The following is a 16,115-nucleotide window of genomic DNA, read 5'->3' as shown; positions in this document are numbered from 1 at the left end:
TTACTGAATGTTTGATCTACCCAAATCGACTGTTGTAAAAAAAGTAATTCCAAAAAATGCTTTTGATACTTACACCAACTCGAAGCAGAAAAAGATAATTAGCGAAAAGATTTTAAGAATAACCTGGGCTAATAAATTATCTCAAGATACCATAAACCTTGCAGGAAAAGATATACAAGAAATACAAATTTTCGAAATTGAGTTAAAAGAAAAGCTTTACATTAAGGATTTACTTCTAATTATTGATAAAGCAATTCCGTATCAAATTATTTTCAATGTTAGATTTAATAATGAATTTTATATCTCAACCTCTGCTAAACATTCCCACCCAACCAATGATGACAATTCAGTAATTGACTATACATTTTCTACAGATTGGAATGATGAAAACGAATTATCACCTTGTGTTGAACTTAAAAATAATTTGGATTGGGTTTACAAAAATTTTTGTTCTCAATTTGTAAGTGATACTAGTGCTTCAAAAAATCTTCAGGAAATTATTGAGATAGAAAAAAATATAGATAGTATTAAGAAAGAGATTGAAAAAATTAAATCAGAAATTTTAAGGTGTAAACAATTTAATAAAAAAGTGGAATTGAATTTACGGTTGAAATTATTGATGGGTGAAATGACGAGCAGTATAAAAAGTTAAAGTGATCTATAGTTTTAGTTTTTTTAAAAGAAGTGTCAAATGATACTAACTAAATGAATTCGAAAAATACGCAATAGCTAATCGGAAAAAAAATATTTTCAAATACACTAGTCAAGGACACAAATAAAAAAAATATAAACATTTCCACAATAAGTATTAAAAAATTGATAATTGTTAGTAAGTTGATAAATTAAAATACAAGTGTCTTGTAAAAAACTGTATATTTGTCTAAATTAATTTATTAGGTTATGCAATTGAAGATAATAAAACCTAAAGAACCAAATGCGATAGCAAAAATTACAGTGCATAAGACAGGTAAATTGGGCTTCTCAAAGGGGGCGATGGAAATCTTGGGATTAGAGCAAAATAAATTTGCAAAGTTTGGTTATGATGAAGAGGAAAATTTCTTTATTGTAATGTGTAAGTATTCTGATGAAGAAACTTTTAATGTAGCTAAAGCAGGAGATTACTATTATATAACTGCTAAAAGCTTACTAGAGGATTTAGAGATAGATTATAAGTCGGATAATACAACAATCTTTGATATACGAAAAACAGAAAAGGAAAATATTTACAAGCTAAATAAGCGAGTTATAATAAAATAAAAAAGAAGTCCTAAACTTCCTACGGTTCCTGGGACTTCTTGGTTTTGTACAAAGAGATAATTTGGTATTTGAAGATGCCAACTATCCTGCTTTGTTGCGCAAATGTACAAATTGTGTATTAAAATGATTCATTATTGAAACACTTTAACATTTTAAATTTTGTCTATTGCTTTCAAAGTATGCCAATTTCTTCACTGTTCCAATTACTTACAGTAATAAAGTGATTCATTAGAAAAAAAATGATAATGGCAAAAAAAGCAACCTCACTAAAAGTTGCCAAAATAGCTTCAAAAATCTTGAGAGACGGAAGAACATCCAAAGCATCAAAAACAGTTGCCGCAAGTGCTCTAAGTCAAAGAGAAAAGAAGAAGTAGTTGGCAAAAAGGTTTCCAAGTGCTTCCGTATAAAAAGCACTTTTTAATATGACAAAATTAAAAAGAATAAGTAAATGGAAATTTTTAAGAAACCCTTTGTACAGGTTACTGTTCCACCTTTCGAAAAACAGAATTCTCAAAATAAAATTAAAGCAGAAAAACTTTTAAGCTTAATAGAGGACGAAAAAATTAAAAATGCTATTATTAATCATCACGGCTTAAGTTCTTTAGATTTTTATATTCAAATCGATAATGTTGATTTATGTTATATGTATGTTGAATATATAACTTCCAAATACGAATATTTAAATCTTAAATCCGTTAATAATCAAGTGACTACTTTTGTTGCTCACTCTCAAGAATTTGATAAGAAGCAAGAATTATTTTTTGATTTTGACACATTATTTGATGAAGATGGTGTGGTATATTCTGCATTACGAGCAAAAGCAGAATATGATTCTGTTTCTATGTTTTATAAGGATAGAGAACTTTCAAAGTATATTAACTATTTGAAATCAAGTAATGCGAGAAGTATTGGAAATCTTAAAGATCGTAACATTCTTATTGAAGATGTTAATAATTCTTGGAAGAAACAATATGAAAGGAATCCATTATCGCAAAGTGAACGAAAATTTCGCTTTCTTAAAGATAAGAATGAAAATTACTTTCTTAGAAGTATAACTTCTGATAGTTATTATGAATATGGAATTGCTTTTAGTTTTGTAATTTCTATTCTATCTCTGCATAAAATGATGGTTAAGGAGAAAGGTGTAAACTTTTCTATAAGTTCATTATCGTTAAATGAATCCAAATTTGATATGGTGATTTCAACTGGTAATCCTGTATACATTGATGATATAGACAATTTTATCACTTCTTCTATTTTAATAAAAAATAATGATTTAGGGGACAGATCACTTTCATTTACTCATTCTCTAAAACTTACACCCTTGCAAAATGATGAACGTAAAATTCTTCTATTTCCAAAATTTAATGACAATGAGATTAAATATAAAATGTCCGCTAGTCATAGTACCGGAATTGAGAAGGTCTTGAAGACTTTTGATAACATAGAATCTGTTATATATTTAGTAGATGATTATGTAAAGGATTTTAAAGGGTTTGTCAAAACTAAATCACCCGACGAATTACGTGCGAAAATAGAAGAAAAAGTTATTAGTAATAATAGTCCATTTAAAGGAATTACAGAGTTGAAAAAATTATTTGAAAGAAGTGCTTCTCAGCACATTGATAACTTAGCAAAGTTGCTTGAAATTTGTCAAAAGGCTGAAATGATAGATATGGATTATGATTTAAAATTTAAACTTAGATATATCATTTCTAATACGCTTTTGTATGGTAAGAACAATTATTAATAATAATTGAATATTAATTAAGATTTAGAATGTTTTATAAAAGATGAAAGATATTAGAGTTAAGGATTTAGTAACGTTTAAACGTCTGACCGAGAGAAGGAAAAGTACTTTCCTTATCAATTTACAAAAAGAAAAAATTGTAAAAGAAAATGATGAAAGTTCAGGTGGTGACTATTGGGTTCGGAGCATCAGTGCTTTAAATAATGCTTTCAGAGAAAATGATAACCGTTTTATTTCTGACAAAATTACCGATATAATAAATGATTATTCACCCAAATTAAACAAAGGAACAAGGGATAAGTACGATAGGAATTTACAGATTTTATATAATTATGAGGATTTTGATTTTAGAAGTATAACGCCTACAGAAGAAATTAAAATTCTTTCAAAAGCAAGAAAAAGCGGAGTAATTGAAATAGCAGCTTTAAGCTTAAAAGTAGAGATACATCACATCTATACTTTTACTGTTGATGACAAAGAATATTTAGGAGCATTGTTATTTGCTGCGCAAAAAGATGGTTATCAACAGTCGGAGCTGGGTGTTTTTGCAGAAGCTATTTTTAATTTCTTAACAGCTAATTATAGTTCAAAATACATTATACATCCGTCTTTCATAAAAGTTGTTGGTGTTATGACTCGAGTAATTGTTGATTATCAAATGGTTTTGGATGACTTGTTACCATCAATCATTTTACCAATTATAGAAAATATTAAAACTTTTAATAATATTAGATAATTAAATATTTCCTAGTCATTTTTGATAAAATTCAGAGATATTTTGTATGAAATTTAAAATGTTTATTAAATAGCTAACAAGAAAAATTTCCCTTTTATAAAATTTGTGAAGCGAATGTACTAATTATCTTTACATCTGCTTAAAATATAGTAGTTTAAAAGATGGACAAAGTAGTACGATTGTATATTTCCAAAAATATTCGATTACTAAACAAAATTGTATACAAGTTTTAATTTTTAAATTATATGTTTTTAAATATAATTTATCTATTTGTTCTTGTTTTATATCTATTTGCATATATTTTTATACTTTTGCATAGTAATCGATGTAAAAGCATATAATTATGTATACCAATTTGTCAAATTTTGTAAAGCAAAAACGTAAAGAAGCTAATTTGACTCAAGAAGAATTTGCTGATAAAACAGGAGTTGCTCTTACTGTAGTTCGTAAAATAGAACAAGGAAAAGATAATTTGAGTCTAGCAAAGGTCAATCAGGTTCTTTTGATGTTTGGTAGTAAGCTTATTCCAATGAATGCTAAAGAAGTTGAAGAATGAGACAAGGAAAAGTTTTTTACAATGATATTTTTGCAGGAATCATTACAGAAACTAATGATGGCGAATATACATTCGCCTATGAATCTTCTTATATTAAAGAATATCCTAAACAGTTTCTGACATTTTCTATGCCTGTAACTGACAAAGTGTACAAAGACAAAAGATTATTTCCTTTTTTTGAAGGACTTATTCCTGAAGGGTGGCTTTTGGATATTGCCTCTGATAACTGGAAAATTAATAAGAATGATCGGATGGGCTTACTTTTAGCTTGTTGTAAAAATTGTATCGGGTCAGTGAGTGTTGAACCTTTAGATTTATCTACTGATGAGTAAGTGTCTTTTTTGTTATCAGCTTTTGAAAGACAACGAGATTGACTTTCATAAAAAATGCAGTAAAAAAATATTTGGAACAGAAACAGCTCCACTGCTTAATTACACTCTGAGCGAAATGGAACTTTTAGCTAAGGAAGTCATAGAAATATCTATCTCTGTACCGGGTGTACAACCCAAATTGTCTTTGAGTTTTATAAAAGAAAAATTAGAAGATGGAACTAGAGGAAGATTGACGGTTCTAGAAGCTTTAGGTGGAAATTACATCTTGAAACCTCAGAATATAATTTTCCCCCAAATGCCGGAAAACGAGCATTTGACAATGAAATTGGCAGAATTATTAGGAATCCAAACTGTAACCTCTTCATTGATAAGATTGAAATCAGGGGAACTTTCTTACATAACCAAAAGAATTGATAGAGCATCCTCTAATAGGAAAATTCATATGCTGGATATGTTTCAGATAACAGAAGCGTTTGATAAGTATAAAAGCTCTATGGAGAAAGTGGGTAAAGCTTTGAATGAGTATTCTTCTAATACCTTACTTGATGTTGTACGACTTTATGAAGTAACTGTTTTTAGTTACCTCACTGGAAATAATGATATGCACCTCAAGAATTTTTCTATGATTTTGAAAGGTGAAGATTGGGTGTTTTCGCCCGCTTATGATTTACTTAATGTCCAACTTCATTTACCGGAAGATAAAGAAGAAACAGCATTGACAATTGGAGGGAAGAAGAGCCGATTAACAAAAGCTGACTTTATCAATTTAGGTTTGAAATTCGGTTTATCTGAAAGACAGATAAAAAATATTTTTGAAAGATTTATAAAGGCGGAAGAAAAGATGATGGAATTAATAAGTATTTCTTTCCTTGATCAAGAAAAGAAAAAAATATATAAAGATTTATTACAGCAAAGGATACAATTGTTTAAAGTTTAAATGAAATTTTATGTACCACTTTTGTACATCTTAAGCTTCGTAAAGTACCATTGATAAAGACTTCTTTACATTCTGTATCGGAAAGTAATTTAGCTTTTTAACAAATCAAAAGCAACCGATATTCGTCCTTGTTTTCTACAGGTGCACGGTGGACACACGGTGGCACTGTCTGTTCCGGATGATCTACGGACAAACGCCAGAGATTTCCCAAACCGAGATTGATGGGATGCACATTGGCTTTCGGCTGATAATGTAAATCAAAATAATACTCCTTCAAAAAAGCCTCAAAATCTTCCTCTTTGCCATCGTGTAGCTCTTTTAGTTTTTCACGGATTTCAGGAACTAGAATTTTTTGGATTGCCTGATCATTAGGTAAAATGTCACTTGCTGCACCAAAATAAGTGCAAAGAAATGTACTGGTAGCGATAGGTGAGCGGTCTACGTGATAAGAATAGACATCTGTTGAGATGAAATTGAACTCATCATCACGCTCGTAATTTTTAAGTAAATTAAGTGACGGCGAAGCGCCAAAATCAGTTAATAATTGTAAATCATTGATGATGATTTCTCTGGCAAGCTGACCATTTTCTGAAAGTGTAAGACTTTCTAAATCTTCAACAGAAACTTCTGTAATGTTTTCTTTCAGTTCAAGTTTGGAAACAATTTCTCCAAAATCTCCAACCAGATTTCTTTGCCAGCAGATAGCATTGTTGTTACCTTGAAACTCTGTTTCTACAAGTTCCTTGAAAGTTGAAACGGTCTTGATTTGATGATGGTCAGAAAATGTATCAGACATATTAATAGTATAAAATGAACGTATAATTACAAACTCAGAATAATCCCGTTCTCTTTCAACTGCTGTATCGGTTTTGAAAACCAGAATAACTCGAAGTCCTCCAAATGTTCTTCATATTGATTTTTGAGTTGCTGAAGCGTGATTTTCTTTGCGTTTTCTATAGAATTGTCCTGCAAAACAGAGATAAGCCAATCGGCTTTTTCTTTTTCCAATTCTATCTTCAGAATGTTGGTTTTCAGGTGAAAAGTGATTCTCGTTAAGTTGTAGGAATTGCCTTTTTTGGTTTTGACAAAATCTTCAGCAATCACATTTCTGTCCAGAAAAATAATTTTGGAATTTGGTTTGAAGGCGAAGTTTTCTTCCTCCAAAAGACTGTCGTGGATATAATCCGGATGAATCGTAGTTCTCGGAATTTTGAAATCAAACCAATCCTGCAAAGGCATTTCGAAGTTAATCCCGTGCATATAGTTGAACAAAGATTTCTTCAGTCCAAAACTGAATTTACTATGATCGATGCCTGTTTTATCAACAAAATCGATATCGTTGTTGGCAAACAAAATCTCTTGCTTGATAGGTGTAACACCAAACTCTTCTGGATTTTGTCCCACTGGAGAATGCGCGGTCATCGCAAACTGATGCCAAAAACCACTTTGCAAAATCCCCATCTCAAACAATTGTCGAACCATCTCGAGAGAATCCACCGTTTCCTGAACGGTCTGAGTCGGGTAGCCATACATCAGATAAGCGTGAACCATAATCCCAGCTTCGGTGAAGTTTCTTGTCACTTTTGCCACCTGATCTACGGAAACACCTTTGTCTATTAGTTTTAATAATCGGTCACTCGCCACTTCCAATCCGCCAGAGATCGCAACACAACCTGAAATCTTCAACAAAAAACAAAGATCCTGTGTGAAGCTTTTTTCAAATCGAATGTTCGTCCACCAAGTCACGACGAGATTTCTTCTTAGAATTTCCAGAGCTACTTCTCGCATCAAGGCTGGAGGCGCTGCTTCGTCCACAAAATGGAAACCGGTTTCACCTGTCGTTTGGATGAGTTCTTCCATTCTGTCCACCAAAATTTTGGCAGAAATAGGTTCATAAATTCTGATATAATCCAAAGAAATATCACAGAATGTACATTTCCCCCAATAACAGCCGTGTGCCATTGTGAGCTTGTTCCATCGGCCATCGCTCCACAAGCTGTGCATCGGATTGGCAACTTCTATCACAGAAATATAATGGTCTAATTGCAAATCAGAATAGTCTGGTGTTCCAACTTCGGCTTGTTTGTAATCGTGTTTTTTTGAATTGTTTTTATAAGTAACTTCTCCGTTTTCTAGAAGGAATGTTCTTTTATATTCGGCTTCTAGATTCTCAGTCTGACAAACATTCTGGTAAACCAATTCAAGTGGCAATTCGCCGTCGTCTAATGTGATAAAGTCTATTAATTCAAAAACTCTTTTATCTTTGATATCTCTTAATTCAGTATTTGGGAAACCGCCACCCATTGCGGTTTTGATGTGAGGATAGTTTTCTTTAATCAACTTGGCACATCGGAAAGCAGAATACAAATTTCCAGGAAAAGGAACAGAAAAACAAACCAATTTTGGCTGAACCAATTCCAGTTTTTTCTTTAAAATGTCTAAAGTAATTTCATCAATAAAACTATTGGCATTATTGATTTTAGCATATAATTCATCAAAAGAATTAGCACTTTTCCCCAATCTTTCGGCATATCTGCTGAATCCAAAATCGGAATCGATATTCTCCACAATATAATCGGAAAGATCTTCTAAATATAAGGTTGCCAAATGTTTTGCTTTATCCTGCAAACCCATATTCCCGAAAGCAAATTCCATATCATCCAACTGATTGAAGCGGGAAGCTTCCGGAAGGAAATTCATAGAGCAAATCTGTCTCGCCAAAGTTGGATTTTGATTCTGTAAAAAAAGAATCACCTGATCTATGGTTTTGATATATTCTTCTCGCAGGGCAAATATCCTTTGAGAATTTTCAGAAACATTATAAAGATCAATCGAAACATTGAAAACTTTCTGAAGTCCATTCTTGGAAAATAACTCCAAAATCACTTCAATCCCAAGATCTATCTGGTGACTGGATATATTTTTGGTATTAAGAAAACCTTTAATATAAGCCGTCGCGGGATAGGGCGTATTCAGTTGGGTAAAAGGCGGAGTAATGAGAAGAATGTCTTTCAAAAGAAAAATTTTTGCAAAGATAAGCATGTGAAAATTGATGAATCACAAAAAATTGTAATAAATAAGCAAAGTTGGCTGTGTTTTTGCTAGGCTAATTTTTCGAGTTTATTTATGTTGATTTTATAAAAATAATGCTTTATTGGAATATTGTAAGTATTTTTGATAACTACATAAATGAAATATAATAATCAGTTCATTTTAAAATTTTATGGTCTTAATTGTTGATGATAATCCCAATAATATATTTTCTTTAAAAAAATTATTAGAGTCCAATGATTTTGAAGTAGATACAGCACTTTCAGGTGAAGAAGCTTTAGGGAAAGCGCTTAAAAATGACTATTCTTTGGTAATTCTGGATGTCCAGATGCCGGATATGGATGGTTTCGAAGTTGCTGAAAATTTATCAGGTTACAGCAAAACCAAGGATGTTCCGATCATTTTTCTTTCGGCAGTCAGCATCGAGAAAAAATTTATTACCCAAGGCTATAGATCCGGAGGTAAAGATTATGTTACCAAACCCGTTGATCCAGACATTCTTTTATTAAAAGCAAAAACGTTTTACAATCTGCAGGAGAACAATCTTGCGATGAAGAAAACACAGCACAATCTGGAGCTGGAAAATAGAGGACGAAAGGAAGCGCAGGCAACCATGAAATCTCAGATTGATCATTTTCATGTAATGTTGCAGGCTTTACCTCAAATCGCTTTTACCTTGAATGAAAATGGTGAAGTCGATTTTGTTAATTGTAAATGGTATCAATATTCTGAAAATGAAAAAGATTTTCCGGAAACTCATCCAGACGATCACAATATCCGAGAGCAATTTGAAGAATGTAGAAAAAGAGGCAAAGCGCTGGAGCTGGAAATCAGAATCAAGAATATCAAAAATCAAGCTTACCGCTATCATTTGCTGAGAATGTCGCCTGTTTTTGAAGGTGAAAATATCAAAAATTGGGTAGGAACTTTCACCGATATCGATGATCAAAAAAGAATCGAGAAAGAAAAAGACGAGTTCCTAAGTATTGCCAGCCACGAGCTGAAAACGCCTTTGACAAGTATAAAAGCTTACACTCAATTACTAAGTCGTAAACTAAAGCAGAACGACGAAAATTCTGAATTAATGTACGTCCAAAAAACATTAGACCAAATCGATAAACTTAATAGTTTGATTACGGATTTGCTTGATGTTTCCAAAATAGAGAACGGAAAATTAAAGATTAATAAAAAACCGGAAAATCTGAATCAGGTTCTGGAAAATGCTCTTGAAACGATTCTGCATACGAGTGGAAGCGATGTTAAAATCGAACGTCACGGTGTGAAGCCGGATTTTATGATTCCGCTGGATAAGATAAGAATAGAGCAGGTTTTGATTAATTTCTTAACCAACGCTATCAAATATTCTCCTGAAAATCATCAGATTATTGTCACCACTTTTACCGACGAAAAAGAAGTTCGAATTAGCGTAACAGACTTTGGGATTGGGATTCCGGATTTCAAACAGGAATATGTTTTCCAGAAGTTTTATCGTGTTGAAGAATCGTCTCTACAGTTTCAAGGTCTGGGAATCGGACTTTATATCTGTTCAGAAATTATTAATCAGCACCACGGGACAATCGGTGTTTCCAGCGAGCTGGGAGAAGGTTCTACATTTTATTTCACCTTACCATTAAACTAAATTCTTTATGCCAAAGAAAATTATCAGAAATCTTCAGATAGGAGTCGGGCTGTCACTTTTGATATTAATTGCCAGTTCCGTAGCCTCTTACTGGAGTATCCAAAAACAAATGGACAACAGAGAAAAGCTCTCTGCAAGCCGACGTTCTATCACAGCTGTGAAGGATGTTTTGGTAGCGCTTTTGGATGCGGAAACAGGAAACAGAGGTTATCAGCTAACCGGCAGAGAAACTTTCTTGGAACCTTATAACAAGAGTTTGGTTGAGTTTTCTAAAGCTATAGAAAAAGCAAAAGCTTTGGATATTGATGATAAAGTTCAACTGGATCGTCTCAATAAACTGGAGGAAAATGGTAATATTAATATCAGCAATCTTAAGCAATTTGTAGAAAACAAACATCATGGATTGGTGATGACTCAGGAGCAAATCCTGACCAGCAAAATCTATATGGACAGATGTCGAAATCTGGTTGCCGAGTTTGTGAAATATGAAGAGCAACAGTTGGAGATTAAAAATATTGATTTGACAAGATCGTCCAATATGACAGTTTTGTTCATCATTTTATCGGCCATTGCAGCAGTTATTGTTACCGCTTCTTTCTATGCAAAGCTGAAGTCAGATCTGATCCGAAGAGATAAATTGGAAAAAGAACTTACTGCAAAAGATTTGGAAATTTCTAGACGTGTAAGTGCAATAAAAGAGATTGCAAACAGAGTTTCCAACGGAGATTACAGTCAAAAAGCAGTGGATAATTCGCAAGATGATTTGGGCGATTTGGTAGAGTCTCTCAATCATATGACGGACTCTCTCAAAACTTCATTCGATAAAATTAATAAGAGCGAATGGCGACAAAAAGGTTTGGTGTTACTGAATGATTCTTTGTCTGGAAACAAAACCGTGAAGGAAGTCACCAAAGATTCTCTGAAGAATTTAATCGATTACGGCGGCTGTATCAACGGTGCAATTTATTTGAATGAAGAAGGAAGATTGAAGCTCAGCTCAGCCTATGGTTTGGAAGATCATATGAAAAAAATTTTCGAACCTGGTGAAGGTATGGTTGGACAGGTTTTTCAAAATAAAGAATTGAAAGTCTTTAATGATTTTAACGATGATAATATTGCTATTAGTTTTGCTGGTAGTAAGATCAATGTTAATAATATTTTGTTGATGCCTATTATTTCCGGAAGCTATAATTATGGTGTTTTGGAACTGAGTTCAACTTCTAATTTTTATGAAGATAAAGTTGAATATTTTGTAGAAGCCTGCAGAAATATCGGTATAGCCCTGAATGTTGCAAAAAGTCGTGAAGAAGAGCAACGTCTGTTGGAAGAAACACAGACTCAGGCAGAAGAATTACAGGTTCAGCATTCTGAATTAGAAAATCTGAACACAGAACTGGAAGCGCAAACTCAAAAATTACAAGCTTCTGAAGAAGAGTTGAAGGTTCAGCAGGAGGAATTACTACAATCTAATTTAGAATTAGAAGAACGTTCTACTTTGCTGGAAGAAAAAAATCATTTGATTGGTGAACGTAATGCAGAAATTCAGCGAAAAGTTGAGGAATTGGCTTTAAGCACCAAATACAAATCAGAATTCCTTGCAAATATGTCTCATGAGTTGAGAACTCCATTGAACTCGATTCTTTTGCTTTCAAGATTAATGGCTGAAAATCCGGATGAAAATCTAAACGAAGATCAAATCGAATCGGCAAAGGTGATCCAAAGCTCTGGAACTAGTTTATTGACTTTGATTGATGAAATCTTAGATTTAGCCAAAATCGAATCAGGGAAAATGACTTTGGAACATCAGGACGTTTCGTTAGAAGAAGTGGTAAAAGATTTGCGAAATCTCTTTAATCCAATTATTCATCAAAAGGAACTTCAGTTCAATATTAATGTGGACGAAGATGTTCAAAGAAATATAGAAACCGACAGACTGCGTTTGGATCAGGTCTTGAGAAATCTAATGTCCAACGCTATCAAATTCACAGAGAAAGGAAGTATTAACCTTAATATTAAAAACGATCCGAAGAATCAGAATTCAATTATATTCTCTGTGAAAGATACAGGAATCGGAATTCCGGAAGAGAAACAGAATATTATTTTCGAAGCTTTTCAACAAGCCGATGGTTCTACGAGAAGGAAATTCGGAGGAACAGGTTTGGGATTATCAATCAGCCGTGAGATTGCAAGATTATTAGGTGGAGAATTATCAGTAACCAGTCAGGTGAATGAAGGAAGCGAATTTAGTTTCAGAATTCCGACTGTGAAACCGGCTGAAGTCATTCATTTTGATAATAATCAGGATTTGGTAGATGTCATAAAAGATGATGTGGAAAAAATCCAGACTATTTTGGGCGAAGAAGATCCTGTTGAATTACTGAAAACTCCGATTTTAGAAATTCCAAAAGATATAGAAGACGACAGAAACTCTATCACAGAAGATGATAAAGTGATCTTGATTGTAGAAGATGATACCAATTTTGCAAAAGCTTTACTGAAATATGCCAGAAAACAAAATTATAAAGCTGTGGTTTCTGTGCGAGGCGATCAAGCCGTTCCTTTTGCGATACAATATCGTCCATCCGCAATTTTATTAGATATACAACTGCCTGTAAAAAATGGCTGGCAAGTGATGGATGATCTCAAATCAATTAATGAGACAAGACATATTCCGGTGCATATGATGTCTGTAATGCGCGCTAAAAAGGAAAGTCTGATGAAAGGTGCCATTGATTTTATCAGTAAACCTGTGGCTCTGGATCAAATGAACAACGTTTTTAAAAAAATAGAGGAAGTCATCAGAAAATCACCTCAAAAAGTCCTGATTGTAGAAGAAAATGCGAAACACGCAACAGCTTTGTCTTTCTTTTTGAGTAATTATAACATTTCGTTATCGGTAGAAAATAATGTGGAAGACAGTGTTAATGCTTTGGTTTCTAATAGAGTCGATTGTGTGATTTTGGACATAGGCGCTTTCAAAGGCAGAGAATACGAGATTGTAGAATCAATCAAAAGTTATGAAGGTCTGGAGAACTTGCCAATCATCATTTTCACAGAGCACAGTTTGTCCAATGCAGAAGAACTGAAAATCAAACAATATGCAGATTCTATTGTTGTGAAAACAGCACATTCATACCAGAGGATTTTAGATGAAGTTGGATTGTTTTTACACTTGGTTGAGGAGAAAAATAATGCAGAAGAATCCAGAAGCAAAACTCTGGGATCATTGACAGAAGTTTTGAGTGGCAAAAAGATCCTGATTACCGATGACGATGCCCGAAATATTTTCTCATTAACAAAATCATTGGAGAAGTATAAAGTAGAAGTGGTTTTGGCTATGGATGGCAAACAGGCCTTAGAACAAATTGAAAAAAATCCTGATATCGATGTGGTTTTAATGGATATGATGATGCCGGAGATGGACGGCTATGAATCAATTCGGGAAATCAGAAAACTTCCAAAATTTTCGAAACTTCCAATTATTGCTGTTACTGCCAAATCTATGATTGGCGATAGGGACAAATGTATGGCTGCAGGTGCATCGGATTACATTTCCAAGCCTGTGGATATCGACCAGTTATTATCATTATTACGAGTTTGGTTATACGAAAGTTAATTTTTCAATGAATAAAAAAGTTCTGATAGTGGACGATGATCCACGAAATATTTTTGCTTTAAAACTGACTTTGAAAGCCAGACATTACACCACTGAAACTGCTGCAACGGGTCAGGAAGCGATTGATATCTTAAAAAAAGACAGTGATATCACTATTGTTTTGATGGATATGATGATGCCCGATATGGATGGATATCAGGCAATGAAAATCATTCGTGAAACGCCTGCGATAAAGGATAAAATTATTATTGCTGTAACAGCACAAGCAATGGCGCAAGACCGTGAGAAGTGTTTGGAAGCCGGAGCAGACGACTATATTACAAAACCGATTAATGTGGATCAGTTATTGATTGCCATAGAAAAAAAGTCATAAATGTTAGAACCTAATATTGTCTTAGATCACGAAGTAGAGCACCTTATCAAAGATGTTCACGAGGTTTATGGTTATGATTTTTCACTTTACAGCAGAGCCTCTTTTAAACGAAGAATCAACCGAATTTGTCTGATAGATAAGTTCACGAGTTTTGCTGAATTGCGGTATAAAATCGTCAATGATCCGGGTTATTTGAAACATTTCATAGAAGAAATCACTGTCAATGTCACCGAGATGTTTAGAGATCCTCATTTCTTCAAAGCTCTGAGAGAAAAGGTTTTACCACAGTTGGGGACTTATCCGCTGATAAGAATTTGGGTGGCAGGATGTTCTACAGGAGAAGAAGCTTATTCGGTCGCGATTTTATTGAAAGAAGCAGGTCTTTATAACAAGTCTTTGATTTATGCAACAGATATCAATCCGTCGGTTTTAGAGACAGCAAGTTCAGGTGTGTTTCCGATTAATCAGATGAAGATTTATTCTGAAAATTATATACTTTCCGGTGGAAAAAAAGATTTTTCAGATTATTATACAGCCAATTATGACAGTGCAAGATTTGATAAAAGCTTGAAAGAAAAGATGATACTATCAACGCATAATTTAGTTTCAGATAGTTCTTTTAATAGTTTTCAATTGATTATTTGCCGTAATGTTTTGATCTATTTTGATAAGCGACTACAAGAAAGAGTTTTCCATCTTTTTGATGATAGTTTGGAGAATCTTGGTTATCTGGCTTTGGGTACGAAGGAAACATTGCGATTTTCTCATCTTCAAAAGAGATATCAGCAGTTGGATGATCAGAAGATTTGGAAAAAAGCGGATCACAATTAATACAATAAGGATGGAAACAGAATTAGTGATTATAGGAGGATCAGCCGGCAGTTTGCAAGTGATTATAGAACTCATTAGAAATCTTGATGCGGATTTGAGTTTTTCTATCGTATTGGTTGTTCATCGCAAAGCACAATCTGTAAGTATTTTACCATCATTATTACAACAATATTCTAAGATAGAAGTCATAGAAATAGAAGATAAAACAGAAATAGAAATCAATAAAATTTACATTGCTCCGGCAGATTATCATTTATTGTTTGATGATAAAACAAATGTTTCACTGGACAGATCAGAGAAGCTGCATTTTTCCCGCCCGTCAATTGATATAGCTTTCAGTTCCGCTGGAGAAGTATTTGGTGACAAATTGTTAGCTGTTCTTTTGTCGGGAGCCAATTCTGATGGTGTCGAAGGTTTGCAGCACATCAAAAAAAATGGAGGTAAAATATGGATACAAAATCCTGATACAGCGCAAGTAGATTATATGCCAAGACAAGCTGCGGAACGAGTAAGATTTAATCAATTGATAACTTCTGAAAATCTTCCAATCCAACTTAATGAATTAAATAAAAATAATAAACTATAGATTTTAAATTAACTTTATATGAGCAAGAAAAAAATATTAATCTTTGATGATGATACCACACTTCTGGAACTGATTTCTATTATTTTTGAAGATGGTGGTTACGAAGTCGATATATCGCAAACTTCGCATAATATTCTCGAGAAAGTGTCGGAGTTTTATCCGGATATTATTCTGATGGATAACTGGATTCCGAATATTGGAGGAATAGAAGCAACAAAACTCTTGAAAAGCCAGGAAGAATTCAAACACATTCCAGTAATCTATGTAACTGCTAATAACGACATCGAGTCTTTAGCCGAAAGCGCCCAAGCTGATGACTTTGTTGCGAAGCCTTTTGATCTGGAAGATTTGGAACAGAAAGTTGCTAAATATTTGAATTAAAAATATGTATTCAAAAACAAAAAATGCAGTCCCAAAAGACTGCATTTTTTAACAATTTAATTTAAATATA

General features: G+C 33.3%; 16 protein-coding genes. 14 read left to right on the top strand and 2 right to left on the bottom strand.

Going from position 1 to position 16,115, the window contains the following annotated elements:
- The first annotated feature begins 7 nt into the window (after positions 1–7).
- The 8 genes from BUR19_RS09310 (at position 8) to BUR19_RS09280 (ending at position 5,568) form a co-directional block, all read left to right on the top strand.
- Positions 8–652, top strand: a complete 645-nt coding sequence (locus BUR19_RS09310) for a DUF4391 domain-containing protein (protein ID WP_074235066.1) — start codon at positions 8–10, stop codon at positions 650–652.
- Positions 653–900: 248 nt separating this feature from the next.
- The gene (locus BUR19_RS09305; protein WP_074235065.1) at positions 901–1,257 is read left to right on the top strand and encodes a hypothetical protein; all 357 of its coding nucleotides are present in this window, start codon (positions 901–903) and stop codon (positions 1,255–1,257) included.
- A 245-nt stretch (positions 1,258–1,502) separates the two neighbouring features.
- Complete coding sequence (locus tag BUR19_RS19210) at positions 1,503–1,631, top strand: hypothetical protein (RefSeq protein ID WP_262494430.1); 129 nt, start codon at positions 1,503–1,505, stop codon at positions 1,629–1,631.
- 74 nt (positions 1,632–1,705) lie between these two features.
- A complete protein-coding gene (locus tag BUR19_RS09300; protein WP_074235064.1) occupies positions 1,706–3,007 on the top strand; it encodes a hypothetical protein in 1,302 nt (433 codons plus the stop codon).
- A gap of 43 nt (positions 3,008–3,050) precedes the next feature.
- The gene (locus BUR19_RS09295) at positions 3,051–3,743 is read left to right on the top strand and encodes a hypothetical protein (RefSeq protein WP_074235063.1); all 693 of its coding nucleotides are present in this window, start codon (positions 3,051–3,053) and stop codon (positions 3,741–3,743) included.
- A gap of 343 nt (positions 3,744–4,086) precedes the next feature.
- Positions 4,087–4,299: a helix-turn-helix domain-containing protein gene (locus tag BUR19_RS09290; protein WP_074235062.1), complete on the top strand. Its 213-nt coding sequence runs from the start codon at positions 4,087–4,089 to the stop codon at positions 4,297–4,299.
- Entirely contained in the window at positions 4,296–4,631 is a 336-nt protein-coding gene (locus BUR19_RS09285; RefSeq protein WP_074235061.1) for a HipA N-terminal domain-containing protein, read from the top strand. The genes BUR19_RS09290 and BUR19_RS09285 overlap by 4 nt, the downstream gene beginning before the upstream one ends.
- Complete coding sequence (locus BUR19_RS09280) at positions 4,624–5,568, top strand: HipA domain-containing protein (RefSeq protein WP_074235060.1); 945 nt, start codon at positions 4,624–4,626, stop codon at positions 5,566–5,568. The genes BUR19_RS09285 and BUR19_RS09280 overlap by 8 nt, the downstream gene beginning before the upstream one ends.
- A gap of 97 nt (positions 5,569–5,665) precedes the next feature.
- Here BUR19_RS09280 and BUR19_RS09275 read toward each other — a convergent pair whose 3' ends face one another.
- Positions 5,666–6,364: a DUF1826 domain-containing protein gene (locus tag BUR19_RS09275; RefSeq protein WP_074235059.1), complete on the bottom strand. Its 699-nt coding sequence runs from the start codon at positions 6,362–6,364 to the stop codon at positions 5,666–5,668.
- A 26-nt stretch (positions 6,365–6,390) separates the two neighbouring features.
- The gene (locus BUR19_RS09270) at positions 6,391–8,583 is read right to left on the bottom strand and encodes a B12-binding domain-containing radical SAM protein (RefSeq protein WP_074235625.1); all 2,193 of its coding nucleotides are present in this window, start codon (positions 8,581–8,583) and stop codon (positions 6,391–6,393) included.
- 208 nt (positions 8,584–8,791) lie between these two features.
- Between BUR19_RS09270 and BUR19_RS09265 the strand changes: the two genes are divergently transcribed.
- The 6 genes from BUR19_RS09265 to BUR19_RS09240 are packed head-to-tail and all read left to right on the top strand — an operon-like array spanning position 8,792 to position 16,045.
- On the top strand, positions 8,792–10,258 hold the full coding sequence (locus BUR19_RS09265; protein WP_074235058.1) for a hybrid sensor histidine kinase/response regulator: 1,467 nt from the start codon (positions 8,792–8,794) through the stop codon (positions 10,256–10,258).
- A 7-nt stretch (positions 10,259–10,265) separates the two neighbouring features.
- The gene (locus tag BUR19_RS09260) at positions 10,266–13,874 is read left to right on the top strand and encodes a response regulator (RefSeq protein WP_074235057.1); all 3,609 of its coding nucleotides are present in this window, start codon (positions 10,266–10,268) and stop codon (positions 13,872–13,874) included.
- A 7-nt stretch (positions 13,875–13,881) separates the two neighbouring features.
- Complete coding sequence (locus BUR19_RS09255; RefSeq protein WP_074235056.1) at positions 13,882–14,247, top strand: response regulator; 366 nt, start codon at positions 13,882–13,884, stop codon at positions 14,245–14,247.
- A complete protein-coding gene (locus tag BUR19_RS09250) occupies positions 14,248–15,078 on the top strand; it encodes a CheR family methyltransferase (RefSeq protein WP_074235055.1) in 831 nt (276 codons plus the stop codon).
- A 10-nt stretch (positions 15,079–15,088) separates the two neighbouring features.
- A complete protein-coding gene (locus BUR19_RS09245) occupies positions 15,089–15,664 on the top strand; it encodes a chemotaxis protein CheB (protein ID WP_074235624.1) in 576 nt (191 codons plus the stop codon).
- An 18-nt stretch (positions 15,665–15,682) separates the two neighbouring features.
- On the top strand, positions 15,683–16,045 hold the full coding sequence (locus BUR19_RS09240) for a response regulator (RefSeq protein WP_074235054.1): 363 nt from the start codon (positions 15,683–15,685) through the stop codon (positions 16,043–16,045).
- The last annotated feature ends 70 nt before the right edge of the window (positions 16,046–16,115 follow it).

Origin of the sequence: Epilithonimonas zeae, from assembly GCF_900141765.1 — a bacterium.
GTDB lineage: Bacteria > Bacteroidota > Bacteroidia > Flavobacteriales > Weeksellaceae > Epilithonimonas > Epilithonimonas zeae.
This window is presented reverse-complemented; position numbering and strand designations above follow the sequence as displayed.

Coding starts and splice junctions, on each gene's coding strand:
- BUR19_RS09285 (WP_074235061.1), top strand. CDS start 4,296: ATGAGACAAGGAAAAGTTTTTTACAATGATATTTTTGCAGGAATCATT.
- BUR19_RS09240 (WP_074235054.1), top strand. CDS start 15,683: ATGAGCAAGAAAAAAATATTAATCTTTGATGATGATACCACACTTCTG.
- BUR19_RS09275 (WP_074235059.1), bottom strand. CDS start 6,364: ATGTCTGATACATTTTCTGACCATCATCAAATCAAGACCGTTTCAACT.
- BUR19_RS09300 (WP_074235064.1), top strand. CDS start 1,706: ATGGAAATTTTTAAGAAACCCTTTGTACAGGTTACTGTTCCACCTTTC.
- BUR19_RS09280 (WP_074235060.1), top strand. CDS start 4,624: ATGAGTAAGTGTCTTTTTTGTTATCAGCTTTTGAAAGACAACGAGATT.
- BUR19_RS09245 (WP_074235624.1), top strand. CDS start 15,089: ATGGAAACAGAATTAGTGATTATAGGAGGATCAGCCGGCAGTTTGCAA.
- BUR19_RS09290 (WP_074235062.1), top strand. CDS start 4,087: ATGTATACCAATTTGTCAAATTTTGTAAAGCAAAAACGTAAAGAAGCT.
- BUR19_RS09250 (WP_074235055.1), top strand. CDS start 14,248: ATGTTAGAACCTAATATTGTCTTAGATCACGAAGTAGAGCACCTTATC.
- BUR19_RS19210 (WP_262494430.1), top strand. CDS start 1,503: ATGGCAAAAAAAGCAACCTCACTAAAAGTTGCCAAAATAGCTTCAAAA.
- BUR19_RS09295 (WP_074235063.1), top strand. CDS start 3,051: ATGAAAGATATTAGAGTTAAGGATTTAGTAACGTTTAAACGTCTGACC.
- BUR19_RS09310 (WP_074235066.1), top strand. CDS start 8: ATGTTTGATCTACCCAAATCGACTGTTGTAAAAAAAGTAATTCCAAAA.
- BUR19_RS09260 (WP_074235057.1), top strand. CDS start 10,266: ATGCCAAAGAAAATTATCAGAAATCTTCAGATAGGAGTCGGGCTGTCA.
- BUR19_RS09305 (WP_074235065.1), top strand. CDS start 901: ATGCAATTGAAGATAATAAAACCTAAAGAACCAAATGCGATAGCAAAA.
- BUR19_RS09255 (WP_074235056.1), top strand. CDS start 13,882: ATGAATAAAAAAGTTCTGATAGTGGACGATGATCCACGAAATATTTTT.
- BUR19_RS09265 (WP_074235058.1), top strand. CDS start 8,792: ATGGTCTTAATTGTTGATGATAATCCCAATAATATATTTTCTTTAAAA.